This is a genomic window from Vibrio sp. Vb1755 (assembly GCF_033338635.1).
In the GTDB taxonomy this organism is placed as follows: domain Bacteria; phylum Pseudomonadota; class Gammaproteobacteria; order Enterobacterales; family Vibrionaceae; genus Vibrio; species Vibrio alginolyticus.
Genome location: NZ_JAWOTA010000005.1, coordinates 181,807 through 207,336 on the forward strand (window position 1 = coordinate 181,807; position 25,530 = coordinate 207,336).

Here is a 25,530-nt window from a genome sequence, read left to right on the forward strand (position 1 = left end):
TTAGCAGAAGATCAAGCAAAGTGTAAGGATAAAAAACCACACATGTAAACTATAATTTACACCTTGCTGATATTTAACAATAACTGTGTGCATTCTTCCCTGTTCATGAACTTGGGAACAGGGTAATTCCAGTGCGCCTCTTTCAGAATTAAATCAACAAGCGCATCAGCATCTTCACGTTGAATGAGCGCACTGGTTTGCTCAATATCAATAGTTGAAAACAAGGACTCCAGATTCGCCAAAAAATGCTGAGCACTTGCGTTACCTAACTGCCCCTCGGCCGTCAACTCATCGAGCTTTCTTAGTTGAGGCTCAATCTCTGATAATGAAAAGCGCAGCACAGGCAACAAGGCTAATCCGTTTGCCATACCATGAGGTATTCCATATCTCGCACCGAATGTGTGAGCAAAGGCATGAACATAACCCAAACTCGCTTTGGTAAATGCTAAACCCGCGTAATAGGATGCCATAGCCATTTTATGACGAGCTTCGACATCATCCCCTTGCATCACAGCCCTAGGAAGATATTTAAAAATGAGTTTAATAGCGGCAACCGAATAAGCCATCGTTTCTTGAGTAGCGTTTTTCGATACATAGGCCTCAATAGCGTGGGTTAATGCATCAACGCCAGTATCAGCCGTGATCTTAGGAGGTAAACCAATCATTAAATTCGCATCTAAAGCTGCCATTAGTGGCACCAACTTTGGATCCATTAAAGGGGTTTTAATGTGTGAGGAGGGATCTGACACGACCGCAGCGATAGTAACTTCACTTCCGGTTCCAGCCGTTGTTGGAATAGCAAAAAGCGGCGCTGGCATTCGCCATACCTTCAATAGTCCAGCTAATTTTTTTATTGGCCGTTTATCGGTAACTTTCGCAGCGATGACTTTTGCACAATCCATTGCAGAGCCGCCACCCAAAGCTAATATGCCCTCACAATGAAAACGATGATAAGCCTCTAGACCGCTCTCTACCTGATCATAGGTAGGATCGGGCTTAACTTGCGAGAAAACATCTAACTGTAAATCGAGTTGTGCTGCAGCCTCAAGCACCTTATCTACAATACCGACTTGGACTAACCCTTCGTCGGTAACTAACAAAACGCGTTTAAATCCCAGCTCGGTCATCGATTCTAATAGCTCATTCATCGAACCAGGGCCGGAAAACAAGGTTGGTCTCGGCATAGGAAGGATAAGGGCTGCTATTTTTAACCCTGCGGTGTAAGTCCGATATAAACGATGCTTCAACATACGAAGTCCTTTTCATTTAGAGCTATCATTCTAGCTACTTTTACTACCTATGCTTACTTTGCAATCACACATTTTCAATAAACTTATCTCACTAAAAGGGCTAGCATCGCTGGGAAACCGTACCATTTTATTATCTTCCCTCAACGACATGAGCTACAGAGAAAATGTTTTCAACGACGCTCTATTGTCATGTAGTTAACAAGCTGCTTTCCCTATTACTCTGTTAGTTACAGAGCAAGCCTCGAAGAAGTCTTCTTATTTTTTGCCTTCAAAAGCAACAATATGAATTCTGTTAATCAGACATCAATACCGTGTGTCTCTGGTTGAGCCCGAACACGATCTACAAAAATAAAAATAAGAATGCGTTACATCATGATTTATTGTCGTTTTCAAATAAGTCAACAAGAGCAACAATAATCTTTCAAAACTTACACTTAGTTCAAATATCTGACTCTTAACCATGAGCTTCAGGTGATATTATTATGCAACTAGGATTATTATCCCGCCCATAATCAAAACTATGTCTAAACGCCCACCTTTTTGGGGTCTATTCGCTGTCGTACCCAATTTTTCCTATCACCTTCTGATTTGGGTTTAGCGTGGGCTAATTAGCAATGTCGGTATAAACCATGAATCATTCTTGCCATTCCCATACGGACATGGGCTTTGAAGTCGATCTGAAACAAGCACTTATCTGGGTTGCTCGAGCACTCGACTGTGTCGGTGTTGATGATACGCACCATAGCCATCGTGTCGCTTACATCGCTTACCAATGTGCTCGGGTCATGAACTGGGAACCAGAAAAAGCGGAGTTTTGCTACTTCGCAGGGATGATCCACGATTGTGGGGTCTCCGAAACACAAGAACATAAAATGTTACTTGAGGAGTTGGTGCCACAAGATGTAAAAACACATTGCTTAAGAGGATACCGAAGCCTCAAGCAGTGTCGTTTGTTGCGTCAGTTTGCTACACCTGTTCTTTACCACCATACACATTGGAGTGAATTAAAATATCTTGATTTACCGCCTTTTGAAAAAGAGGTCGCTGCCCTACTCTATTTAGCCGATCGTCTCGATTTTATGCGTTCCAAATACGTCATGAACTGCCACTGTGACATTGTCACACTTCATGAAGAACTAATTGCAGAATGCATCATGGCAAACGCTGGAACTTTGTTTAATCCAGACATGGCTAAGGCAATGGTTAAGCTCGTTATGACCGACGCATTTTGGTTCGCGATGGAGTCTGAAAATATAGAAACCATCGGATTAAACTTTAAAAGCATTGATTGGCTTCAAAAACAGCTCACCATCCAAGATATGAATAGTTTGGGAATGTTTATCGCTCGAATTGTTGACGCAAAAAGCCCATTTACTTATCAACATTCGCAAAAAGTGGCGGAGTTATCTCGGTATCTAGCCATCAAGCTTGGGTTTTGTGAGCACGACCAAGAGATGTTATTTATTGCTGGGTTGGTGCATGATATCGGAAAGTTAAAAACACCAGATGAGATTCTTCATAAAGAAGGCTCTCTTAATAAACAAGAGTATACGCGTATTAAACGCCATACAATTGATACTCAGCTCGCATTACACAAAGTGTTTCCCAACGCTAAAATAGCGGAGTGGGCCTCTAATCATCACGAGCGTTTGGACGGTTCTGGCTATCCTTATCATAAAACAGGAGACGAACTCGATGTACCATCGCGTATTGTCGCGGTTGCCGATGTTTTTCAAGCTCTGTCTCAGGACCGGCCCTACCGAGGACGAATGGCTCAAGCACAAATCGCCGCGATTATGGGTGAGCAAGTCGCTAAACAAGAACTTTGTTCTGACGTCTATGCAGTGCTAGAGCGAAACATGACCGAGTGTTACGAGCTATCAACTAATGTTTAATCGATAAAGGGCGTAGCTACGCCCTTTGCTGATTTTATGCTGGTTGCAAACCAATCATTTTGCAATATCAAGTACATTGTCTCGCACACCATTGATTCTGAACCAACCTGCAATACTGAAACGCTCAGCATTGGTCGGTAAAACCTCATGCGGGAATTGCTCAGATAAGAATAAAAGTAAGCGTCCCGATTGAGGAGGGATGGTTGCTATCTTATTATCATTTAGATCGTAAACCACCAATTCACCTGCATCCTTTTCCGTCCAAGATTCGTTCATGTAAAAAACGGTTGTCAATCGACGGTTTTCATTGCCCTTAAAACAATCTAGATGCTTTTGGTAGAAATCCCCTTCCTCGTACTTGGCAAAGTGAGCTTCATACTCAAAAAGCCCCAGAAACAAGTGACGGTTCACTTCTTGGCGTATTTCTTCCATCTTATCTAAGTAAGAAGTAACCGCGTGCCCCATATTGGGCGATAACCATTGAATTTTGTCACTTCGAATTGACTCAATACGAGTCACATCGTCATTACGACCAATACGCGCTTTTTTCCAGTTACTTGGAATGCAGTCTCGTAATTGAGCCACTTCTTGTTCAGAAAGAAAATCATCCCAGATGTAGTAGCCATGGGTTGCTAACGCATCGATCATTTTATCCATTATTGTCGTTCACTCATATTAGTTGGGCGGTCTATATAAAAAATCTTCAACCTCACAACAAATGCGATTTTTTGTCGAAACGACAACAAAATAAAAAGAGAGTAAAAATAGGTGATGACGAATATAAAAATGCCGCTCATATGAGCGGCAATATCTTTTATTATTGACGAGCTTCTAATCTCGTTGGATGAACTCGCAACGGACTAAGACGTTTAATAGTCGGGCGTTGTTTGTTTTTTAACTGGATATGACAAAGTTCCAGAATTAAGCCGAATGCCATCGCAAAGTACACATAACCTTTGTTGATATGAATTTCGAAGCCTTCTGCCATCAATAAACCACCTAACAAAACGAGGAATAACAAAGCAAGTGTCTTAAAACCAGGGTAACACGACACCAGGTTATTGATTTTTTCTGCTGTCATGACCATCACGATAGCAGAAGAAACAATCGCTGCGACCATAAGTGGGACATCACTTGTCAAACCAACGGCGGTTATCACCGAGTCCATCGAGAATACAGCATCCACGGCAACAATCTGCAACAGAACTACCGCTAAACCAGTACGGGCGTGAGTTGAGTGAGCCGACTCGTTGTGATTTAACCAACTCCACAACTCTTTCAGGCTTTTAGCCAAGAGGAATGCACCACCCGCAATCATGATAACGTCTCTTCCGGTAAACGCATGGTTCGCCAAAGAAAATAGCGGTTGAGTCAGTTGCATGATCCAAGAGATTGAAAACACTAAACCAATACGAGCAATAACAGCAAGACCAATACCAAGGTTTCTTGCCAGCTTACGTTGGTGCAGCGGCAGTCTTTCACATAAGACAGAGATAAAAACGACGTTATCAACGCCTAAGACAACTTCAAGCGCAAACAAAGTGGCGAAAATAGCCCAAGCTTCTGGTTGCATAAAAAGTTCTAGCATGAGCATGTCTCCAATAATAAGAAGACATATGGTGAAGGGTTTTGTCGACTAAAGGGGTCGTCCATTAATTATTTATACCTTTGTTACTGAGGGATCATGAGTAAATCACCAAACAATCAACAAAACAATATCTATTTTAATTAACAAGGAACAAGTTTAATTCGTGTACAAATCAATCAACTCCTCCATATTGATTAAAATTACATAGAAGCTTTAGAATTGAATAAATGAAAGCATTAAAGTCCAACAAAACTAAGATAAATTTCTAGACTTATAAGCACCATCAATCCTTATGCAACCCATTAAATGCATTGAGCTCAAAGAGAAACAGGCGTGTTTCCGAGATAAACAATAGTAAAAATTTGTTTCATGCTGATATACTGCCAAAAATCATAAGAAACCATGCTATTTATGGACTACATTGCTCTTTCGCGTATAAGCCTTAAACATCTAACTGTTTTACATATGTTGTTAACCACTCACAGCGTCACACTTGCGGCAGAACGCTTGTGTGTAACACCATCGAGCGTCAGTAAAACGCTCGGACAGTTGCGCGAAACGCTAAAGGATGACCTTTTTTACCGTGATGGCACTCGCTTAGTGCCGACAGCATTTGCGCTGCATATAGGCCCATCAATCCATGGCATACTCTCCAGTATGAATGGATTATTACATCAAGGCTCTTTCAATCCGGCTTACTATCAAGGTAGTTTTTCATTAGCAATGCGTGAAAGTTCATTTGAGCTCTTTGCGCCAGTTCTACAGCACTTGTCCCAACAACTGAGCAATCACGCGCACTTGAATGTCCATGCGAAAGAGGAAATGAGCTTCGATGCATTAGCAAGAGGTCAAGTGGATTTTTTGTTGCTTCCTCACGATCTCAGCCAACCACCCACACAAAATAAAGACTTGGTCTGGAAAACCATTTTGAAAGACGAAATGGTTTGCTTAATGAGAGCATCGAACCCACTCGCTGAGCAACCCTTATCTGTTGAAAGTTACCTTTGTGCAAGACATATCGGTATTCATGATAAAGATCTGTCACAACCTTATTTTGAGCAAAATCTCACCCAAAGGCATTCAAAGCGAAACTTGGCCATGCGTGTAGCCGACTTTGGTTCAGCTGCGGTGATGTGTCAGCACTCGGATTACTTGTTCACATGCTCCAAGCTTTGGGCAAGAGCGGCAATGCAAGCAAAAGGTTTGGTTGAGCAAGCTCTTCCATTCGATTACGGGCAAGTAGCCTACAGCCTCGTTTGGAACAAAGCGAGCTTAAACGATCCCGCTTTAAAATGGTTACAGCAACAATTACTCGACGCTTGCGCCATGTTAGATGCCTGTGATGCTTAAGCATAGATAAACAACGGTACTACGTGAGTACTGTCGGCACTGTGATAGGGTTACTCACGTAGCATCGAAGCTCTGATTTTAAGCGTTCGATATCATGATGAGAGCACATGTCCCAAGTTAACGCCTCCCCCACAACTCCGTGATGTTGAAAGGCATTTAAACGGATAAGCACCGATTCAGGAAGAGTACTCAAGTAACGTCCAATTGCTACGATTTCTATATCTAAATCACTTTTTTGGGGAATATGCAGTAAGCGGACCTCGTACAATTTTTCGTGTTCAGCTAGGTAATGAAGGGTTTTAAATACACGATGATTATCACGCCCAGTTAGCCACTGATGCGTCTCCGTCTGCCACGCTTTCAAATCGATCATTGCGCCATCCAGAAAAGGTAGAATACGCTGCCAACCAGCAACCGCTAAAGAACCGTTACTGTCGATGAAACAAGAGAGGTGCCGTAATTCAGGATCTTGTTTTATCCCTTTAAACAGCTCAATAATGAAAGGAAGTTGTAAGGTAGATTCCCCACCGGATACTGTAACACCACTGATGAAAAAGCGATGTTTGCGTATCAAATCGAGCATTGTTACTACAGAGTAGTCAGTAATTTTTGGATTAGATTGGTTCTGACATATCTCTATACAATGATCGCAGTGGGTGCACTCCTCTTTAAGCCAAACAACGTTGTTGTTTTCGTCGAACTTCAATGCGCCTGCTGAACATTCACTCACACACTCACCACAATGATTACAATGGTTTATCGTGTGAGGATTGTGGCAGTTCAAACACTGATAGTTACAACCCTGTAGAAAGATGACTAGACGATTTCCTGGCCCATCAACACAAGAGAAAGGAAGGATACGAGTGACTTTTGCCAATAGGCTTCCACTTCGTCTAGACATCTTGTTCTTTCCTAAACCGAACTTATGCCTGCGTGTAAGTCGGTGTTACTTCATGGCTCACCACACGTGGTGAGCGTTCTAAAATTTTGGTATTTTTTGCTGCTTCTGCACCTAGAAACGTCGTGTTGGTTCTCGAACCTTCTTCATCATATTTCGCGACGCCTGAAAGTTTGACCATGTAGCCTGTCACGCGAATTAAGTCATTTGAAGTGACATTCGCGGTAAACTCACGATAACCAGCATTTAGTGCCCCTTTACATAAATTGAACATCGCTTCTGGGTTAGATTTCACCGTTTCATCAATCGTCAAAATATCGCTGATACCCGCACGATAATGCTGATGATGCTTCGCCGTTGCTTGTACATAAGTGACAGGGTCTGGCTCTGCACCATAAGGCAGACGTACACCTGGCGTAACATCATGATCTAAGCTAATGCCGCCTTGTGCATGTAAGAGCGCTTTGCCATCTAAACCATATTTCACTGGGGTTGAGTCCACCAGTTTAGCCAGTGTTGCTGAAACATCATGAGCAAAAGTATTTGCTCGATCATTTTTTCCGTATCGCCCTATTTGCCCTTCTTTTTCAAATAGAAGGTTTACCGCTTCGGCCATGCCGTAAACGCCATACATTGGCGCGAAATAGGACTCTTTTATCAACCCTTCTTGCGTCAAAAAGCCTTGAAAGAAGTTCGATTTTTCATGCAAGTGCGTGCTTCTTGCGTTTATGAGCTCGATCATTAATCGATGGTAAGAAGGCAACGCACTATTTAAGAAGTCGTTACAGTCTGATGCTCGTTTTGCAACTTCTTTTAAATTCATTCGCACCAATGTGTTCGAGCCACCTGCTAATGGAAGCGAGTTGTAGCAACTTACAATACCAAAGCGTGAGCCGTTGTAGGCTTTCGCGTGCATTGGGTAATTGGCAATATGCGGTTTACTGCATTCACAAATGTTCTGTGTCGCTTGACGAAGTAAATCATCAGGTGTAACTGTCTCGTCGTACATAAAGGTGAGATTCGGTGCGATCTGCTTGAGCTCCGCATCTACTTTTAAAACAGTGCGACAAATAATGTTGTCTGTCGGTCCGACATTCACATGCATAAACGCATCTGGCAATGTGCGATCCAGCATGATCCAAAAATGTTTTAACTTTTTGTAAATCTGGCTCTCTGTTAGGTCGCCTATGTAAGGCAACAAGACATCATCTAACTGACCTAAGTAAACCGGAATGTTCGTTACCGAAGGAACATGATGGTAAATGATGGTAAGCATATTCAGCGCATCATCGAAATCATCAGCCGGAGACAACTCTAAATAGTCTGAGCCTTGCGATAGAAATTTAGCGTAATCAGGCAACACATAGCGAGGTTTAAACGGTGCATGACCTTCAAACATATCGCAGATGATGCCTTCATCCATTGCTTGTCTCAGTGATGGAGATACCGTCATATAAGGAATGTACGATTCCGCCTCTAAAGCTAAAAAACTCGACTTCTGTTTTGGAGAAAGACGGACGTCGGTCGCGATATCTAGCAAACGTTGTTGTAGTTTAGAAAGGCTTGTCATCTAAGATATTCCTACAAAGTAACCACAAGCCCACAAGACAAAATACGAGCTCTACCCCTAAAGAGTAACGTGATTTTACTCCTGCTTGGCTGTTGCCACTAATGAAAATAAACAAAACGTCTATTTCCATTCTGGAAATAAGACAAAGCTAAATTAGCGCATTCCAACTTACTATATGGGAAAACCTAACTGCGTACCGAAGTCTGTCTTATTTATCGGTTTGCCGTCGACAACATCACGCCTGCACCAATAAATACTCCACCAGTCAAACGATTGAACAACTTCGCTCTTCCAGCGACAAACAACCAATCGGAGGCTTTTACCCCTAACAATGCATAAAATGTTAGCCAGCTAAGCTCAAAAACCACAAATGTAGACGCGAAAATCGCGTATTGAGACAGTAGCGGTGCGGAAGGTTCTATGAATTGAGGAAACAAAGCGGTGAAAAAGACTATCGCTTTGGGATTACTAGCGCCAACAATGAAACCACTAGTGAACGCGCTAAACGCTGTCGCGGAACTTTGAGTCGTTGCCGTTTTATTAAAATCTGTCTGAGATGAGCGCAACGCTTGAATACCTAACCAGATTAAATAAGCGGCGCCACACCATTTGATAATATTAAAAACTAACTCAGATGAAGCAATGACAACTCCCAGCCCGGTAAATGAGAGCGTAAGGATGATCGTAATCGCAGACAAACTGCCAAGCGCAGTCATGAAAGCAATACGAAACCCACTACTCACTCCTTTACTTAAACACAACAGTGAGCTTGGTCCTGGTGAAGCTGTGAGCACGAGAATAGCAAGAGTGTAAAAAATCCATGTATCTATTTGCATTGGCATCCCTTCCAGCAAAATGAGGTTTATAGCCCATTGTGTATAGAACTATTTTATCGCCCGGTTTCTATCCATGAAGCCGAGGTCTTAATAACCATCTTGCATCTAAACAACTTAGAAAAAATTAATAGATAGTTATGCAAATAAAATACGATCTACATGCAAGGATGTAAAGCCTGTTGTATAAGCTTATCTATTTCTCTTAATCATAAAAAGGCTTAGGATCGATCTCTAACGATGAAGGCGCTATCGCTCTTTCAATTTTGTACGCACTCGTTTTTAAATCCACCATCGTGACATCAATGTATCGTTTATACTTGCGGGAGTAGAAACATTTCACTTCTGGCTTTAATGCTTGAGATTCATTTGAAGACCAAACAATACCAACACGCCCATCGTTCAACTCGACAATGGAGCCTACGGGGTACATCCCAATGCAATTAATGAATTTGTAAACTAAGTCGGCGTCTAAATGAAATGGCGTTAGACTCAACAAGATTTTAAACGCTTCGGCAGAACTCATGCCTTTTTTGTAACAGCGATCAGCCGTTAGCGCATCGTAGATATCTACAATACAGCTCATACGGCCGTGAATTGGAATCTCCTCCCCCTTCAAGCCTCTAGGATAACCATTGCCATCTAACTTCTCGTGGTGCATCAAACAAACATCACGGCTTACGTCACTAAGTCCTTTTACGTGAAGGATAATCTCACCTGCGAACACTTGATGTAGCTTCATATGTTCAAATTCTTCAGGCGTTAGCTTCGCTGGCTTGTGCAAGATCTTATCATCGACTTTAATTTTACCTACATCATGAATAATGCCACCTACAGCAAGCTGTTTTAGCGTTGGCTTATCCAAGCCCAAGTACTTACCGAATGACACTAAAAGACAAGCGACATTGACGGAGTGTTCCAATAAGTAAGAGTCTTTTTTTCGGAGTGCAGAGACACACTGCAACGCATCTGAGTCAATCAAAACACTTTCAATGACATCGTCAGCCCAAGCTTCTACTTCATCAACTTCTATGATTTTTCCTTCAAAAGTTTGATTCAATAGTTTTTGCGCCAAATCTTTTGCTTCGGCGATCAGCCTTTTGGCTCGCTTGTGTTGGATGTCTCTCGAACGATAAGCTCGTTGACCCCTCTTAAAATCTGAGTGTTTCTGCTCTCTCGTCTCTTTAGTGGCATCAGTTGATTCATCTACAGGCTTGAAGACACACTGCTGCGAAGATAATGTTTGATCTACCCAAACATACTTTACGCCACTTGTAGCAAGCTTCTTAATGCCTTCAGGGCTAGATATCCGCCCTGCATTGGCTAAATTGACGCGCTTGTTGTGCTCTATCGCGGTAACAAACATACCAACGCCGATATCAGCGAGCGCAATTTTGATTGAATTTTTCGGATCGTACTGCATATAAAGAAGGCTTACTCGATATTAACGTCCGCATTATAAGAGATTTGATTACTTGGCGTGATAATAAATTTGAATTGATTACAATTAATGAGCATCCTGTCAATTAATAATCGGTCGCGCTCATTAAGTCCTTTTTGTTATTATGGTTTTATCCAAGATAACATATATACAAATGACGTTAGAAAACAGCACATTGATACCGACACAACTGAAAATAACTTTAGGATAATTATTCATAAATATTTATAGATTGCGGACGGCATCAATAACTGTATTTTATAAATGATTTTTACTGTTGACTATTTTTTATAAATGTCGATGATTAGCCGCCTAATCTTAGTATGTTATTAACCTAGTAGCGCATAAAATGATAGCCAAACAATTTGAACTGACACTTTTGTGATTGTAATGTACGCCAGCAGATCAACTCTATGTTATCAACCCCAACACTCATCTCTGATGCTAAAAGGCTCGAGGAGGAAATATCTTGACCACCATATTTGACCAACAAGTCTCAGATAGTGACCGAGAGTTCCTAAAAATCGTCGAAGAACGATTCATTCATATCTTCGATGTATTTAACGAAGGCCTCTTTTACATGGATGAGTTTGGCACCATGGTATTTTATAACAAGGGCTTTTATGAGCAGCTTGGTATCAACGCTGGTCGAATCAGCTTAGAGCAATGGTTAGACCTTGTTCACCCTCTCGATCGAGAAAGACTCTCCACTCGGGTCGATGCTCACATCATTACCAACAACACGAGGGTCACAACGACCTACCGCGTGCGTAAACCCAATGGACAGTACGTCTGGATTGAAGGTGTAGCCATGACCAAAGAAACAGAACATGGTCATTATATGGTTGGTAGCCACCGTGATATTTCTGAACGCAAGCTGATGGAAAGCTACATTCATCAAGTCGCATTTCATGACAATGCGTCAGGTATGGCTAATCGCGCCCATCTCTTGCTGGATATTGAAGATAGTGTGCGAGCCACTGATTCTTGTGCATCTATCTGTTACATTCAGATAGAAGAGATTAAATCTTACTTAAATCAATATGGCAGCGAGTTGGTCGATGGGTTAGTGGAAAAATTGCTACAAACTCTCAGTCACCTACCTTCTCCAAATAGTTCTGTATATCGCGTACATGATGATGACTTTGCGATTTTGATTCACGATGAATGCTCGGTAGAAACGCTGCAAAGTTATGCCGAAAGTTTAAAGGAAACCTACCACGAGGCAGTGATTGAAGAGGGCCAATACTTAGGAAGTAACATTAGTATTGGTTTGTATCCTTGCATAGATCCAAGTCACTCAGCAGAGGAAATATTACGTAAAGCAGCACGAACTTGTCAGTACGCAAGCGAGCAGAATAAAGACCGTGTTGCGGTTTACAGTGAGAAAACTCAGCATGCCGTAGACCGTTATTTCTTTATTGAGCAAGGTCTAAAAAGTGCACTTGAAAAACAGACATTAAGCGTTAAGTTTCAGCCAATTATTGACGCCAAAAGCTCAAAAGTAGTGAGCTTCGAATCTCTGGTTCGCTGGCGTAGCAAAGAGTTTGGCGAAATTTATCCAGACGAATTCATCCCCGTCGCAGAGAACAAAGGTTTGATTGTCGAACTCGGATATCAAGTCTTTGCCAAAGCGTGTGAATTTATCAAAAACTACCGTGAGCGTTACCAAAACCAAGTTCGTGTAAACGTGAATGTTTCTGTACTTCAGTTAATGAATAGTGAATTCCCTGCGCGAATTAAAGCCATGGCGGATGAGGTTGGTGTCGATCCTGAGTCTATTGTGTTGGAACTAACAGAAACGTTTATTTTGGATAATAATCAGACAGCCATTGCCCCTCTGAATACCCTCAGGGAACTAGGATTTGCACTCTCTCTGGATGACTTTGGATCTGGTTACAGTTCATTAAATAGCTTCTTCGACCTCCCGATGACACAAATCAAAATTGATAGGTCGATGGCGTGGAAAACACTAACCAACCGCTCTTCACAAGAATATCTGAAGTTTCTTATCACTATGTGCCAGGAAAATAATATTGAAGTAGTGATTGAGGGAATTGAAGACGCCAAAATGTGTGAATTTTTTACCGAAATGGGCGTCGATTATCTGCAAGGTTATTGGTTCTCTAAGCCACTTTCTGTTGCCAGTGCAAGCCGCTATTCGTTGAGTTAAGCATACTAGAGCAATATTCCGCACGGCCACGTTAAACATGCTGAACTATTCACTATAGATTTCAGACACTAACTGGCCGTGACGAAAACAAAGCTTAATGCCCCCTATTAACGTAGGCGTTCAAACACCACACTCTGATCTAAATGTTCGTGATACTGAGTGTAATCTAAGCCCACATCAAAGATATATTGGGTCACCAGGTTTCTAACGCACTCTATTAATTGGCTTGCTTGCCATGGTTTTTCAAAGTAGCGGTCAATGCCTGCGGAGTTGATCGCATTAATCGTATCGGTGTGCGTCGCTTGCCCGGTAAGAAGCACTTTTCTCGTAAAGCCAAAACGACCGTCTTTTGATACATCGGTCAGCAGCTCTACTCCCGTTTTACCTGGCATCACATGATCGGAAATAATCAATGCGATCATCTCGCCTTCTGCATCAAATTCATCCATCAGTTCTAGAGCCTCACCTGCTGATTCGCAGTCTTCGATATTCAACCATTGATTTAACGGCTCTAAATCTTGTAGAACCGCGCTTAGTACCTCTCGTTGGTCATCAACGCAAATTACATTAAGCTTCTCCATGTTCACCCTCTACTGGTAACTTGATTCTAAAAATCGTTTTTTCACTGTCGCTCTTTACCACAATAGAGCCGTTATATCCGGCGATAATGCGCTTCACAATCGACAGACCTAACCCTAAACCAAACGACAATCCTCCCTTTTTAGTGGTGAAGTTTGGCCGGAAAATTTTTCTACGTGTCGCTTCATCAATTTCTGGTCCGTTGTTAGCAATCGTGACCAAAATTTTACCCTTACTCTCCCGAGTATGTATTTCGATACCGGGTTTCTCCGTTTCACCAAGCGCATCGCACGCATTCTTTAAGATATTTACCCAAACTTGGACGAGTTCGGTTTGAGAACCAGTAAAAGCAGGTAAATCCGCAGGGCTAAAACGAACACTCACTCGTCTTAAGTCACTTTGCAATAGATCAAATGCGCGATTGATTGAATCATTGATGTTAATCGCTTCATCCAAGTCGATATCCGTGCGCCCCAATTGTTTTACGGATCGTACAATGCCAACGGTATGTTTAGAGGCAATGCGTAAGTCATGGAGATCTCGTCCCATTTGCCAGAAACGTATCGCTTCTTCTGGTCTTTTTAGCCAATGTTCCGAAAGGAAATTATTTGGAACGGCACGTGCAAGATCACGAGCAACCTCCTTGGTTAAACCGTAGTATTTTTCGAAGTGGCGCCCCCGCTTTCTCGCTTCGCTAGAAGAGACTTTCTGCCCTTGCATTAAACCAAAATCAAAAAATTGACTCGCTTCCGGATGAACTTCTTCAAGCAATTCCATGATAACTGTCTCTAGCCGTTCTGATTTACTGCTTACAACGCCTATCGCATTGTTCAACTCATGAGCAATACCCGCTGCAAGCTGCCCCAACGTTGTCATTTGCTCTGCGGTATGAAGCTTTTGTAGTGCTTTTTCTTTAGCCAATGCCTCTTGCATTGCGCGCCGTTGACGACGAGATAATTCGTTAACCATCACAGGCATAAATTGTGTCGTCAATGGTCCGTATGTCGCCTCTTCCACGGCAGGCGTATCACGCTGTATCCAAGCCAATTCAACATCGGTTTGAGCAATCACTGTCGAAGAGGCAGTCCACGTACCAGAAAAGAAACTATGTACGCCAATAAACGCACCTTGAGACGCAGAAAATACCTGAATCGGTTTCTTGTCATCTTCCGCGTAATAGCCCGCCAGTTCTCCCGACAGCACATAGTACAAGCGATCGTTGTAGCCAGCTTGCTCAATAAGCACCGACCCGGATAAAACCGTTAATCGGCGTTCAAGGTGATTAAAGTAGCGTTGTACTAACGCGTCTAACTTCGTTTCGTACATGGGTTATCCAATATGCCCAACAGTATGTAAAATCCACACCATCACAAAGCTGAGTAATACGCCAATCACGCCTAGCACGGCACCGATACGAGCCATTTGGCCGCTCTCGACATGCCCTGTTGCATGAGCTAACGCGTTTGGTGGCGTACTGATTGGTAACGACATACCGAGTGAAGCAGCAAATGTCACGACCAAGATCAGAGTAACTTCACCGCCGAGAGGCGTTAGCGAAGCCATAGAAGTACCCAGCGCAGCCATAATCGGCATCAGCAAGTTTGCGGTGGCTGTATGCGACATAAAGTTTGCCATTAACAAGCACAAGAAAGCCGCACCAAACAAGACAACATATGGCGAGAACTGATCAAACGGAATGCTGTGTACCACCAGCTTCGCAAGCCCGGTTTTATCTAGAGCAAGGCCCAGAGCAATACCGCCTGACACCAACCAAAGCACATCCCAAGAGATTTTCTTCAAGTCTTCTTTGTTAATGATGCCCGTCAATGAGAACACTGCGACCGGAATTAATGCTACTGTGTAAGAATTCATTCCATGTGCAGACCCCATCAACCAAAGAATAATCGTGCCGGCAAAGGTGACGTAAACCATTATTGCTTTGGGTGTTTTCAAAAACTTGCTTTTAATGTTCAGATCGATGGTGGTTTGTTCGGCTTTATATAAAAAGCCAATCAGAAACCAGGCTAACGCCATCATCACAATAACGAATGGCACACCAAATACCATCCATTCACCAAACGTAATTAAGTTGTCACCAACCAAATATTTTAGGGCGATGGCATTCGGTGGCGTGCCGATTGGAGTACCAATGCCACCAATGTTGGCTGCAACAGGAATACACAAGGCGAATGCAATTCGACCTGGGTCTTTAGGCCCGAAAACCGCTATCACAGGGGTTAAAATGGACAACATCATCGCTGTTGTTGCGGTGTTTGACATAAACATGGAAAAAACAGCGGTGATCAGCATCAACCCCAGCATAACGAACTTTGGTTTTTGTCCAAATGGTTTGAGTAACACTCGGGCTAAGTTGACATCTAACCTGTACTTTGTCGCCGCCATAGCCAAAAAGAAACCGCCGAGGAAGAGCATAATAATCGGACTAGCGAAGGTCGCCATTATCTCGTTGTATTGTAATAGTTCACCAAAATGTGGCTGCCCCTCTTGCAAACGAAAGAGCACAATACCTTTATTTGATACAAGCAATAGCTCTAGGACAATGATCACAACCGAAGTGGCGTAGATTGGAATTGGCTCGAATACCCAGCAAAGTGCGGCAAGCAAGAAGATTGCAATCACTCTTTGCTGGACGATAGTAATGCCATCAAATGGGAACGCAGAGAGAGGCATTAACCAAACAAGCAATGGTATCAATGTTGGAACAACGTATTTGAGATAAGGGCGCATAGTACTACTTCTCTTCCTGAGATGGTTAGCCAGACACATTTGGCGTTTGGAACGCTATTACCCGCCGCAAAACCAAAACTTTCAGACTGTTTTTTAAGCCTTCAGAGACGAAATGCGGTAATGGCGTTCCAGAGAAGATTATGTACACTGTTTTCAAACAAAACGTTGGTGCGAGATCAATGAACTCGCTTTCACATTGGAAAACATTTTATATCTGTGTTCAAGCTCACTAAATGCTCACTATTTAAGTTAAATATACTTTTCCATCATAAAGTTAGTTAAGGTTTCTCCCCTAACCTCAACACGTTGTCGAGACTTAACTGTGAAACCCATTTTCTCGTAAAAAGGTCGGGCGGTAATACTCACTTCAGAATACAGTCGTTTTATCCCCTGTACTTTCGCCTGTGAAAAAAGAAAAGACATCAAATCACGACCAACACCTTGTCCTTGGTATTCATGATGGCAAAAGAAATGATCAATCAAGCCGTCACCTTGCAAATCACAATAGCCAACGACCTGCCCTTCTATCTCCGCGACGTACGGTTGAATATCGTCCATTTTTCGTTGCCACACATCGAGGTCAAAATCTGATGGTGCCCAAGCGGAAACTTGTGATTCCGTATAATCGCGACGATTAATGATTCGCACAGTATGGTAAAAGAGTGCCCACAGTGTTGGGGCATCCTCGGTGCGATAGCAGCGTATTGAGAGCATCAATTTCCTCATTCCTATTCAATAAATACTAAGCATTAACGCAAAGTGATACTAGTGAACTCATCATTTTCAATGCCAATCACTAAAGGCTTCCCAATCTGATCACTGTTCATCAATACGGTTGTATTCAGCTCTCGGCTTGATCTGCGTATATTGCTTTTTCTTATGATATGAATATTCACAATATAATCGGAATACTCCTTTGTGATTCCGCCGGAAAATTCTACGTGCTCACTTTCATTGTCTCGGACAACATGAAATTTTCGATTGGCTTGAATATCAGTACTGATGGAGGAGTCACCATAGTTCAGCACAACGGACGTTGGTTCGCTATCTTGATTGGCAAAACAGCCAAATGCGAACATGCTTAATGCGAGTATACTTTTTGATTTAAACATTAATTATTCTATTTCTAGTTATTTTTCTGCTATTTGCATGACCAAACAGCACTTGTTCTGTGAGCGCCTATTGTGCCATAGCTGAACGCTGACTCTAAACGCGCAAAAAGATGAGCGATGAAAATTCCGTCCAAAACAAGCAAATGTGAGACAATGTGAGGGTCCCAAACTCACTCAACCAGTCAAAGGCCACTGTAAATCTCTGTTTTTTTATGCTTTTAATTCATGTGACCGTGTAAGGAATACATACAACCTCTTACTTTTTCATACGCAACTAGATGAATCGTTCGAGAAATACGGCATCGTCTATGCCACATGTTACAAATCGGCTTACCTTATTATTACGTATGAACTGGAATTATGGCACTAACTTCCCTCTCTCTTTTAATAAGGAGAGGATTTCAACAATCAGGCTTGCCACGTTTTTATAGCTAAAATCAGTAGAGCGTTACCAACATCGGTTGGTCTAGGAGCAATAAATGAAAGACCCTCTCAACTTTACTCACCTTGTGAAAATTTGGCTCATGTCAATCGCGGTTATGCTGGGTGGATGCACTCAAGGAGATTGGCGTACCGCAAGCAGAGAACCTGCGGGTATCGCACCCGATCCTTCCAATGTTAAGCATGCTGTGATTGAGTTTTACGCCGCAGACGCGTTTGGTTGGCGAGGCTGGTTTGCCGTTCATACATGGTTTGCAATAAAGCCTGAAAATGCGAACGAATATACAGTGTATGAAGTAGTCGGCTGGAGAGTGAATCGCGGACAACCCGCTCTATATCAGTACCAAACTGGGACGCCAGATCGATATTGGTATGGTGCAAAACCAGAAAAGATCCTCTCCATACAAGGTGAAAAGGCCCGCCAGCTTATCCCTAAAATACAAAGTGTTATTAACCAATACCCTTGGGCTGAAGAATATACGCTGTTTCCAGGGCCAAATAGCAATACATTTCCGGCTTGGGTGGGTAAACAAATTCCAGAATTAGAGCTGAACTTGCCGTTTCGCGCAATTGGTAGCGGTTACGCCAGCGATTAACAGCAAAGATTAGTCACTGGCTCGTTTTATGTTCAGCATAAAGCGCAATATCTATTGTGCGTCGTCACCCAACTCCGTTCTATTTCTTCCATTATGTTTCGCTTTATACAGTGCATTATCGGCGTCTTTCATTACCGCTTCAATTGGTGTGTCATTGCCTTTCCAGTGAGAAACGCCCAACGAAACCGTGACCTTACCAACCACCTGAAAGTCATGTTGTTCCACGTTGTGTCTAATACGCTCTGCAACATCCATAGCGTGGTTTACGTCTGTTTTTTCCAAAAACATCATAAACTCTTCACCGCCAGAACGACACAGGTGATCATTAGAGCGAGCTTGGTCTTTCATTAACTGCGCAAACTCTCTAAGTAAGTTGTCACCCACGTCATGGCCATAGTTATCGTTTACGCTCTTAAAGTGGTCAATATCTAGCGCCAAAACAGAGAACGCGGTATTTTCCTGCTTAAACAAACCAAGAACTTTATCTAATCCACGTCGATTCAATAATCCAGTCATCGAATCTGTTAATGTATCCAGTTGCAGCTTATCAATGGTTTTTGACACGATACCAAATGCTTTAAGAAAACTAAGCTTCAAATGTGAGACCTCAAAATACCAAGACTTAACCAGTTTGAGATCATCGATAGATGATGAATGTTCTTCGACACCTCGCACAGCACCCGCTAACTGCCAAAGTGGTCTAGAAATAAGAAGGGACAAGAACCAAATTAGCAACAAAGTTAATAAACCAATTGGAATCGACTTAAGGAAAACATTCCACATCTGTTCATCTAGCACAGATAACGTCATCGATTTCGGGCGCTGAGCAACAATTCCCCATCCTGATGACTTTACTGGCGCATAACCAGCAAGCATTTCGACGCCGCGAGAGTTAACAATTTCTTTGTTGCCGCTCTGCCCCATCGTCACCGCTTTGATTGCTTCATTATCGTCGATTACTTCACCAACCCTCGATTGATCTGGGTGATAAATCAGAGTGTTACTCTCATCGACAACGTAAAGGAAAGAACCATCTTTGTATGCGTGCTGGCTGAGTAACTCTGCGAGAATATTTTCTTTTTCTAGATAAATAGTGCCGCCGATATAACCTAAATATTCATTAGATTGAGAAAATATAGGGTATGAGATGGTTAACAAGTAATTTCCAGCGGGCGATATAAATGGTTCAGTAACAACTGGTGCTTGAGCGTTTAAAGATTGGCGTTTTCTTTCACCCACTAACCTTACACCTTTCACCTGAAGTGTTTCAGGTGATACGGAAATAATAACCCCTTTTGCATTAACGACAACCACAGAGTTAAATGATTTGGTTTGCGTTCTTAATCTCTCAGCCTCTTTATCAAGAAGCTGAGCGTCATGCATCTTGTCTTTTAGCACGTTCGCACTGTATTTTAGCTGCGACATTGAGCTTTCTATGAAAGAGTCTGTCATTTCAGACATTTTTTGGGCGTAAACACGGTTTGATTCTAACGTGTTATTGATGATGAGATCCCTTTGAACACGATAAATCGAGTAGAATGCGTTGATCAAAGTGACAAGCACACTGAACACACATAGGGTGACAATAAGATTTCTAAGATTGAGTTTTTCTTTTCTTCTAAAAGACATTGCCAATGGCCAACTTTGAAGGCTTTCTATATGAATGAGCGTATAGGTTATATGAAATTGATTTGATTTTCAGGTAGTAAGTTGGGATCAATGTTAATATTTGCTCACATTAAAGAACACTTTATGAGCTAAAAAGAGAATTCAGTAGCACGATAAAGAACCGTGCTACTTTCATATTTGGCGTTTAAGAGGGTTTTGTCTCTATCATCGTTTTTAATATATCCACAACTAGCTGATGATCATCTAACTGCGGTAAACCCGATACCGTCACAACCCCAACCAAACCAGACCCAGAAAGCCGAATTGGGAACGCGCCACCATGAGCACAGTACTCACGAGCATCGAGATGAGGCTGATTTTCGAAATCACGTTGCTTTTGCTTGTTGTACAGAGAAAGATAGTAAGAGCTGTGGCCATACCTTAATACTGAGTTTCGCTTCCTACGGACCCAATCTAAATGATCAGCGCAGGTTCCTGCCATCGCGTATTGAAATAGCGTTTGTCCAAAGCCGTAAACCTCAATAGCAACAGCCGCGCCGCGAGCTTCAGCCTCTTCTTTTAGAGCGAGGCCGATAGACCACGCAATATGGTGATTAAATTCCGCCAACTGAAGTTCATGCTCTTGCAGGGCCACGAGTTCAAGCGTCAAACTCATGGTTTCACCTGAATCGTTTTACCCGTTTTACTGCTTTCCAATGCCATCTCAATCAGAGCGATATTCTGTACTGCTTGAGCGGCAGGAACCGGGTTATCAGTGCCCAAACGAATGGCGTCTGCCACACCAACAAAGTAAGCTTGGTACTCGCCTCTCTCCGTTTTGATAGTTTGCGCACCGTCTTCGTCGTAACGGACGCCGTATAACACCTCATCTTCTTCCGACCAAGCATCGTTTTCCGGCAAACGGCCTTCTTTTAAGTAGCCCTCTTGAGGATCTAATCCGAACTTTTCATATTTAGCTTCCGTACCCAATACTTTGTAGCGGAGATTCGGCTCTGGGCTATACAAGTTTGAATGCAAGTGCACAATATGCTCAGGGTAATGAAGTATCACGTTGTAATAATCAATCGTTGTCGCACCCGGGCGCATCATTCGACATTGTGCGTCTATCGCATCTGGCAAGCCAAACAACACCAATGCTTGATCGAGAAGATGAGGAGCAAGGTCGAATAGAATACCACCGCCATCTTGAGCCTGCTCTCGCCATCGTTGACGAACTTCAGGGCGGTAACGGTCAAAGTGTGACTCAAACAGCTTTATATCACCTAACTTACCTTGTTCGATAAGAGATTTAACCGTGAGAAAATCTCCATCCCAACGTCTATTGTGAAAAACGCTCAGCACTAGACCTTTCTCTTCCGCCAAGGCGATAAGTTCATTACCGTCTTCTATACGAGTAACAAACGGTTTCTCGACGATGACGTGTTTCCCATTGTTCAACGCACGCTTTGCAAGTTCGTAATGTACGTCATTTGGCGCAGTAATGATTACGAGCTCTGCATCACTATCATCGAGTAAAGTATTCGCATCAGAAAACCACTTAGCATCTGGCCAATCATTTTGAACCGCCTCCTGTTGACGAGAGCTTATCGCGCTCAGCGTTAAATTTGGTAGCGCTTTAATGAAGGGTAAATGAAACGTTTTTGCTGAATATCCGTAACCAATCACAGCGGTTTTTACGGGATCGTAAGCCATTCTAAGATTCCTTATTTCGGTGACACAACAATACATTCAATATCATTGTGATCGAGGAGTTGTTGAAAATCTGATTGAGGGGGATGATCGGTAATAATGATGTCGATCTTTGACAAATCACATACGTGGTGGAAATTGTCGCTACCAATTTTTCGGGATTCACAAACGACGATGACCTGCTGAGCTTGAGCAATCATCGCTTGTTTCATTGTTGCTTCTAACAAACTATTTGTTGTCAGCCCTCGGGATGTCAATGCACACACGCCAATGAACGCTTTGTTCACGTGATACTGCTGCATTTGCTGCTCTGCTTGCGCCCCTAAAACTGCTCTGGCATAAGGGTCAAAGTGTCCGCCTAAGAAATAAACGTCCATTGTGTCGTTTGTTTCAGCAGCGGTCAGTACATCAATGCTGTTAGTGACGACGTTGAGCTTGTTTTCTCCACAATGTGCTTTTCCTGCATAGAGTGGGAGCAGAGACAAAATGGTGCTGGTATCAATAACAAGATGGTCGCGCTCATCCAACAACGCTGCGGCAGCTTGAGCTAGTCGATGTTTAACGTCACTCACGGGTCGACTCGCGTATGCCTCGGTATGGGAAGAGATCGGCGCAAGCATGACACCACCTCGTATTCTTTGTAACCCAGGTTGCTGACTCAACTTAACTAAGTCTCGACGAGCTGAATCTCGCGAGATACCAAAGTACTCACAAACTTCAGACAACGTTACTTTGTTTTGCTGCTCCAGCTTCGCTCTGAGTGCTACGAGTCTTTCTTCTTGTGTCATAACTTAAATTCACTTAAGTGGTTTTAAGTAAACTTGCCACAATAATAGAAAAATTACCAACAAAACCACTTACAATCAACTCAATTGACCAAAGGTTAACCAAAGATAAATGAGCAGCAAGGCAAAACTTCCTAGGACGGTACGTTCACTCAAGCCCACATAGTTAGGCGTATGAAGTTTATTTATACCCATTTAAAACAACTGGCTCATCTAGCCCTAACTTCACTCTATTTCTTTTAATAAGCGCTTTTGGTAGTGGAATAAACCCAGCATTTCGTACTTGTTGTGTATTGTGGTCGGTTGTAAGGAGTTCAAATAGCTTTGATTTTTTGATCTTCTGATTAGTGTCGAATTGTTTATTTATATAAACGTAATAGACCACGGAAAATGGATAGCGAAGAGAATAGATACAATCTGTGCTCAAAGAGCATGAGTCATCATTATGATGAACAGAGAGAGCCTTGTAGCTCGACCACTGTTCTGAGTATTTAAAATCGGAGTATCGCATATAAGCTTTGGCTGACAAGTCGTCGCTTAAAGCCCGTTTCAATCGGTCTTCATCAAGCATTTGAATCGATGATTGACAACCATTAGAGCTCACATCTGGGTTACTTAAACGCATCTCCCCGAAAGCATACGTATTTGCATCACAGCGTTTCAATTCACTAACGGAAAAACTATCTACCGTACTCTTTTGACTATTGATTACGACAATAGCGTTTGCCATTAAAAACAAACGTGTAGGCCTGTGGCCTCTTTCTCGTTGAAATCGGGAGATGTTTTCATCTGACCATTTCTTAGATGTGATCGCAATAGAGGTTCCGTCATTTAGCATGTCGTTAAAACCACCAGACTGAGATGCAAGCGCTACATTTACATTTGGCTCATCTATCAATGTTTCTATCGTTTCTAGTATCTCTGGTTCGACAAAAATCGATGTTCGAGCCTCAGAGTCAGAAAATGCCAGCGGTGAAATCAAACATGAAGTTAGAGCAAGGAAAGGCAAGACTTTAATTTTCATAATTCAACTCCAACTTCGAATTAGGTGTCAACTCGCTGTCCGAACTAAATATAGTCCACGCTTGTTCAGTACTTTCAGCTTTCGTGTTTACAACAGCAATTGTGCGTCTTTCCCGTTTTTTTAGTTGTACCGTCAATGCCGTATTCTGATAAAACTCTTGCTCTTCAATTCGATTGTCTTGAATGCCGTTTCTCACTAGCAATTCTCGTATAGCTGCCGTTCTTTTCTTTGCCAACGCTTTGTTGTATTCGAGTGACGCTTCAGGGCTTGTGTCTCCTATCAGTATGACTTGCGCATTTGGGTTACTCTGAAGCAATGCTTTCAACTCGCTTAGCGGCATATCATGAGATGACGTTACCTGATGCTCATCCATCGCAAAGAAAAAACTGATCAGGTGTGTCTGCGAGTCGTTGACCCAATTCGCACAGCCTTCACTGTCAACAACGACACCTTTTGGCGTATCTGCGCAGTTATCTCGTTGGTTTATCACGCCATCACTATCATTGTCTTTAAGGTCGTTGTACTGGTAAGTGGTCAACGTCGTATTCGGTGATTCAGCACAGCCTGCTAACATAAAAACTAGAAGACTCGTCACTGCGAATTTATCCATTATTGTTCTCCTTCCAGTTCTCTGGATACTCAACTCGCAACGCATAAGTCAGAATCCCCATCGAGTTGAATAAACGGTAAGTGGCAACCAAATGATCGTACTTTGTTCGGGTATAGTTCCGTCTCGCAACAAACGTTTCAACTTTGGCATCTAATACATCTAACAAACTGCGTCGCCCTACATTGAACTGCTGGATGTACCCTAATTCAGTTACTTTCGCCGCATCAACGTTGACTTTTAAAAACTCCATTTGCTGTTGAAGCAATGTATGTGCGTCCCATGCCAGCCTTACACCTTCATTCGCATCTAGTTCTGCATTTGCTCGAATAGCCCTCGCCTCCTCTACTCGCCAGGCAGATGACTCCACTCGGGAGTCTGTAGAAAAGCCGTTAAAAAGATCGTAGTTGACCGTCAGCATAACCTTTGCATCTTCGTTAATGCCTTCAATATTATCCACGTTGTCTGTTTTGTTGGCTGACAGCTCAAGCTTGAGCTCTGGGTAGTAATCCCCCTTTTCTCTTTTTACTTCATGTCGAGCCGCCTCTAAATCTTTCATCGCCGACTGTATGGATGGGTGCAACCTAACCGCTTGTTTGAGTGCTTCGTCAAGCTTATTCGGAAGCAATTCCTGCGGGTAAACAGGCTCAACTAAGTTTTGCGGCGCTCGACCAACCAAACGTACAAATCTTGTTCTAGCATCGGAAAGATTGTTTTGGGCGGCAATCAATGAGGACTGTGTTGTCGCGACACGCGAAGAAACCTGCGCTAAGTCGGAGTTGCTGGTTAAACCTTTTTCTTTTTTATCTAGAATGAAACGGTAGATCTCTTGGTGTTCATTTAGGTTTCTTTCTGTCAGTTTCATCAACTCTCGGGCATGTAAAACATCCACATACGCTCTGACAGTATCTAATGCAACATTTTCCGCAGATGCCAATAAGTCCAAGCGTTCAGCTTCAGCCTCGTAAGATAGGCGATCAACATCAGCACTTGTTTTAAATCCATCAAATAACAGTTGGGAGATTCTTACGCCCATCTCCGTTCTTTCTAATGTTCTATCTTCACTGTCGATGTAGTTTCCGTTGTTATATCGAGTACCTTCGTACCCTGCTGCTGCATACAAATTAACCTGGGGAAGAAATGAACCATTTATGGCATTTCGGTCTCGTACCATCGACTCATAGCGAGAATAGCGAGCAAGCAAACTGGGGGAGCTATCGAGAGATAACGTAACTGACTCTTCTAAAGTCAAAGCGTTTGGCGACGATGATACTGCAAACAAGACCAATAACGTTGATTTAAGCCGCATCTTATATCCTTAT

At 42.6% G+C, this 25,530-nt stretch carries 23 protein-coding genes; 4 read left to right on the forward strand and 19 right to left on the reverse strand.

The features are described 5' to 3' along the window. Positions 1–56: 56 nt before the first annotated feature. Positions 57–1,250: an iron-containing alcohol dehydrogenase gene (locus R7E00_RS07530; protein WP_258482021.1), complete on the reverse strand. Its 1,194-nt coding sequence runs from the start codon at positions 1,248–1,250 to the stop codon at positions 57–59. A gap of 629 nt (positions 1,251–1,879) precedes the next feature. Here R7E00_RS07530 and R7E00_RS07535 point away from each other — a divergent pair. Continuing rightward, on the forward strand, positions 1,880–3,145 hold the full coding sequence (locus tag R7E00_RS07535; protein WP_250654203.1) for an HD domain-containing phosphohydrolase: 1,266 nt from the start codon (positions 1,880–1,882) through the stop codon (positions 3,143–3,145). Between the two features lie 54 nt (positions 3,146–3,199). Here R7E00_RS07535 and R7E00_RS07540 read toward each other — a convergent pair whose 3' ends face one another. Both R7E00_RS07540 and R7E00_RS07545 read right to left on the reverse strand, forming a co-directional pair. Then, a complete protein-coding gene (locus tag R7E00_RS07540) occupies positions 3,200–3,802 on the reverse strand; it encodes a 2OG-Fe(II) oxygenase (protein ID WP_005377733.1) in 603 nt (200 codons plus the stop codon). 160 nt (positions 3,803–3,962) lie between these two features. Next, a complete protein-coding gene (locus tag R7E00_RS07545) occupies positions 3,963–4,733 on the reverse strand; it encodes a TerC family protein (protein WP_017820626.1) in 771 nt (256 codons plus the stop codon). Between the two features lie 411 nt (positions 4,734–5,144). Between R7E00_RS07545 and R7E00_RS07550 the strand changes: the two genes are divergently transcribed. Further along, positions 5,145–6,083: a LysR family transcriptional regulator gene (locus R7E00_RS07550; RefSeq protein ID WP_005377737.1), complete on the forward strand. Its 939-nt coding sequence runs from the start codon at positions 5,145–5,147 to the stop codon at positions 6,081–6,083. Between the two features lie 19 nt (positions 6,084–6,102). Here the strand turns inward: R7E00_RS07550 and R7E00_RS07555 are convergent, their stop codons facing one another. From R7E00_RS07555 to R7E00_RS07570, 4 genes are all read right to left on the reverse strand, one after another. Continuing rightward, positions 6,103–6,984: a YjjW family glycine radical enzyme activase gene (locus tag R7E00_RS07555; protein ID WP_258482023.1), complete on the reverse strand. Its 882-nt coding sequence runs from the start codon at positions 6,982–6,984 to the stop codon at positions 6,103–6,105. 22 nt (positions 6,985–7,006) lie between these two features. Beyond that, positions 7,007–8,551 (reverse strand): YjjI family glycine radical enzyme, encoded by a 1,545-nt coding sequence (locus tag R7E00_RS07560; RefSeq protein ID WP_262606090.1) that lies wholly within the window; start codon positions 8,549–8,551, stop codon positions 7,007–7,009. Positions 8,552–8,763: 212 nt separating this feature from the next. Then, positions 8,764–9,387: a LysE family translocator gene (locus R7E00_RS07565; RefSeq protein WP_025766704.1), complete on the reverse strand. Its 624-nt coding sequence runs from the start codon at positions 9,385–9,387 to the stop codon at positions 8,764–8,766. Between the two features lie 202 nt (positions 9,388–9,589). Beyond that, a complete protein-coding gene (locus tag R7E00_RS07570) occupies positions 9,590–10,807 on the reverse strand; it encodes an HD-GYP domain-containing protein (RefSeq protein WP_262606091.1) in 1,218 nt (405 codons plus the stop codon). 487 nt (positions 10,808–11,294) lie between these two features. On the opposite strand from R7E00_RS07570, the gene R7E00_RS07575 reads away from it, so the two are divergent. Next, on the forward strand, positions 11,295–12,998 hold the full coding sequence (locus tag R7E00_RS07575) for a putative bifunctional diguanylate cyclase/phosphodiesterase (protein WP_005377743.1): 1,704 nt from the start codon (positions 11,295–11,297) through the stop codon (positions 12,996–12,998). Positions 12,999–13,105: 107 nt separating this feature from the next. Here R7E00_RS07575 and R7E00_RS07580 read toward each other — a convergent pair whose 3' ends face one another. The 5 genes from R7E00_RS07580 to R7E00_RS07600 all read right to left on the reverse strand — a co-directional run bounded on the left by R7E00_RS07580 (position 13,106) and on the right by R7E00_RS07600 (position 17,437). Continuing rightward, positions 13,106–13,579, reverse strand: coding sequence for a response regulator (locus R7E00_RS07580; RefSeq protein ID WP_053303110.1), 474 nt, complete (start codon positions 13,577–13,579; stop codon positions 13,106–13,108). Then, positions 13,566–14,903: a sensor histidine kinase gene (locus tag R7E00_RS07585; RefSeq protein WP_262606092.1), complete on the reverse strand. Its 1,338-nt coding sequence runs from the start codon at positions 14,901–14,903 to the stop codon at positions 13,566–13,568. The genes R7E00_RS07580 and R7E00_RS07585 overlap by 14 nt, the downstream gene beginning before the upstream one ends. A 3-nt stretch (positions 14,904–14,906) precedes the next feature. Next, on the reverse strand, positions 14,907–16,325 hold the full coding sequence (locus R7E00_RS07590) for an SLC13 family permease (protein ID WP_017634015.1): 1,419 nt from the start codon (positions 16,323–16,325) through the stop codon (positions 14,907–14,909). Positions 16,326–16,574: 249 nt separating this feature from the next. After that, positions 16,575–17,039, reverse strand: a complete 465-nt coding sequence (locus tag R7E00_RS07595) for a GNAT family N-acetyltransferase (RefSeq protein ID WP_017820619.1) — start codon at positions 17,037–17,039, stop codon at positions 16,575–16,577. A 35-nt stretch (positions 17,040–17,074) separates the two neighbouring features. Next, positions 17,075–17,437: a hypothetical protein gene (locus tag R7E00_RS07600; protein WP_017634013.1), complete on the reverse strand. Its 363-nt coding sequence runs from the start codon at positions 17,435–17,437 to the stop codon at positions 17,075–17,077. Positions 17,438–17,916: 479 nt separating this feature from the next. Between R7E00_RS07600 and R7E00_RS07605 the strand changes: the two genes are divergently transcribed. Further along, complete coding sequence (locus R7E00_RS07605) at positions 17,917–18,474, forward strand: DUF3750 domain-containing protein (RefSeq protein WP_064353879.1); 558 nt, start codon at positions 17,917–17,919, stop codon at positions 18,472–18,474. A 51-nt stretch (positions 18,475–18,525) separates the two neighbouring features. Here R7E00_RS07605 and R7E00_RS07610 read toward each other — a convergent pair whose 3' ends face one another. The 7 genes from R7E00_RS07610 to R7E00_RS07640 all read right to left on the reverse strand — a co-directional run bounded on the left by R7E00_RS07610 (position 18,526) and on the right by R7E00_RS07640 (position 25,517). Continuing rightward, positions 18,526–20,103: a sensor domain-containing diguanylate cyclase gene (locus R7E00_RS07610; RefSeq protein ID WP_005389121.1), complete on the reverse strand. Its 1,578-nt coding sequence runs from the start codon at positions 20,101–20,103 to the stop codon at positions 18,526–18,528. Positions 20,104–20,287: 184 nt separating this feature from the next. Next, on the reverse strand, positions 20,288–20,758 hold the full coding sequence (locus R7E00_RS07615; RefSeq protein WP_053350586.1) for a heme-degrading domain-containing protein: 471 nt from the start codon (positions 20,756–20,758) through the stop codon (positions 20,288–20,290). Further along, entirely contained in the window at positions 20,755–21,795 is a 1,041-nt protein-coding gene (locus R7E00_RS07620) for an oxidoreductase (protein WP_262606093.1), read from the reverse strand. The genes R7E00_RS07615 and R7E00_RS07620 overlap by 4 nt, the downstream gene beginning before the upstream one ends. 11 nt (positions 21,796–21,806) lie before the next feature. Beyond that, positions 21,807–22,580: a DeoR/GlpR family DNA-binding transcription regulator gene (locus R7E00_RS07625; RefSeq protein ID WP_025766712.1), complete on the reverse strand. Its 774-nt coding sequence runs from the start codon at positions 22,578–22,580 to the stop codon at positions 21,807–21,809. Positions 22,581–22,758: 178 nt separating this feature from the next. After that, positions 22,759–23,601: a hypothetical protein gene (locus R7E00_RS07630; protein WP_054574114.1), complete on the reverse strand. Its 843-nt coding sequence runs from the start codon at positions 23,599–23,601 to the stop codon at positions 22,759–22,761. Next, entirely contained in the window at positions 23,591–24,211 is a 621-nt protein-coding gene (locus R7E00_RS07635) for an OmpA family protein (RefSeq protein WP_054574113.1), read from the reverse strand. The genes R7E00_RS07630 and R7E00_RS07635 overlap by 11 nt, the downstream gene beginning before the upstream one ends. Further along, on the reverse strand, positions 24,204–25,517 hold the full coding sequence (locus R7E00_RS07640; protein WP_005377756.1) for a TolC family outer membrane protein: 1,314 nt from the start codon (positions 25,515–25,517) through the stop codon (positions 24,204–24,206). Before R7E00_RS07640 ends, R7E00_RS07635 begins: the two co-directional genes overlap by 8 nt. Positions 25,518–25,530 lie beyond the last annotated feature (13 nt).

What these genes read in the sequence shown, in the direction of transcription:
- R7E00_RS07530 (WP_258482021.1), bottom strand. Translation starts at nt 1,250, where the DNA reads ATGTTGAAGCATCGTTTATATCGGACTTACACCGCAGGGTTAAAAATA.
- R7E00_RS07535 (WP_250654203.1), top strand. Translation starts at nt 1,880, where the DNA reads ATGAATCATTCTTGCCATTCCCATACGGACATGGGCTTTGAAGTCGAT.
- R7E00_RS07540 (WP_005377733.1), bottom strand. Translation starts at nt 3,802, where the DNA reads ATGGATAAAATGATCGATGCGTTAGCAACCCATGGCTACTACATCTGG.
- R7E00_RS07545 (WP_017820626.1), bottom strand. Translation starts at nt 4,733, where the DNA reads ATGCTAGAACTTTTTATGCAACCAGAAGCTTGGGCTATTTTCGCCACT.
- R7E00_RS07550 (WP_005377737.1), top strand. Translation starts at nt 5,145, where the DNA reads ATGGACTACATTGCTCTTTCGCGTATAAGCCTTAAACATCTAACTGTT.
- R7E00_RS07555 (WP_258482023.1), bottom strand. Translation starts at nt 6,984, where the DNA reads ATGTCTAGACGAAGTGGAAGCCTATTGGCAAAAGTCACTCGTATCCTT.
- R7E00_RS07560 (WP_262606090.1), bottom strand. Translation starts at nt 8,551, where the DNA reads ATGACAAGCCTTTCTAAACTACAACAACGTTTGCTAGATATCGCGACC.
- R7E00_RS07565 (WP_025766704.1), bottom strand. Translation starts at nt 9,387, where the DNA reads ATGCAAATAGATACATGGATTTTTTACACTCTTGCTATTCTCGTGCTC.
- R7E00_RS07570 (WP_262606091.1), bottom strand. Translation starts at nt 10,807, where the DNA reads ATGCAGTACGATCCGAAAAATTCAATCAAAATTGCGCTCGCTGATATC.
- R7E00_RS07580 (WP_053303110.1), bottom strand. Translation starts at nt 13,579, where the DNA reads ATGGAGAAGCTTAATGTAATTTGCGTTGATGACCAACGAGAGGTACTA.
- R7E00_RS07585 (WP_262606092.1), bottom strand. Translation starts at nt 14,903, where the DNA reads ATGTACGAAACGAAGTTAGACGCGTTAGTACAACGCTACTTTAATCAC.
- R7E00_RS07590 (WP_017634015.1), bottom strand. Translation starts at nt 16,325, where the DNA reads ATGCGCCCTTATCTCAAATACGTTGTTCCAACATTGATACCATTGCTT.
- R7E00_RS07595 (WP_017820619.1), bottom strand. Translation starts at nt 17,039, where the DNA reads ATGCTCTCAATACGCTGCTATCGCACCGAGGATGCCCCAACACTGTGG.
- R7E00_RS07600 (WP_017634013.1), bottom strand. Translation starts at nt 17,437, where the DNA reads ATGTTTAAATCAAAAAGTATACTCGCATTAAGCATGTTCGCATTTGGC.
- R7E00_RS07605 (WP_064353879.1), top strand. Translation starts at nt 17,917, where the DNA reads ATGAAAGACCCTCTCAACTTTACTCACCTTGTGAAAATTTGGCTCATG.
- R7E00_RS07610 (WP_005389121.1), bottom strand. Translation starts at nt 20,103, where the DNA reads ATGTCTTTTAGAAGAAAAGAAAAACTCAATCTTAGAAATCTTATTGTC.
- R7E00_RS07615 (WP_053350586.1), bottom strand. Translation starts at nt 20,758, where the DNA reads ATGAGTTTGACGCTTGAACTCGTGGCCCTGCAAGAGCATGAACTTCAG.
- R7E00_RS07620 (WP_262606093.1), bottom strand. Translation starts at nt 21,795, where the DNA reads ATGGCTTACGATCCCGTAAAAACCGCTGTGATTGGTTACGGATATTCA.
- R7E00_RS07625 (WP_025766712.1), bottom strand. Translation starts at nt 22,580, where the DNA reads ATGACACAAGAAGAAAGACTCGTAGCACTCAGAGCGAAGCTGGAGCAG.
- R7E00_RS07630 (WP_054574114.1), bottom strand. Translation starts at nt 23,601, where the DNA reads ATGAAAATTAAAGTCTTGCCTTTCCTTGCTCTAACTTCATGTTTGATT.
- R7E00_RS07635 (WP_054574113.1), bottom strand. Translation starts at nt 24,211, where the DNA reads ATGGATAAATTCGCAGTGACGAGTCTTCTAGTTTTTATGTTAGCAGGC.
- R7E00_RS07640 (WP_005377756.1), bottom strand. Translation starts at nt 25,517, where the DNA reads ATGCGGCTTAAATCAACGTTATTGGTCTTGTTTGCAGTATCATCGTCG.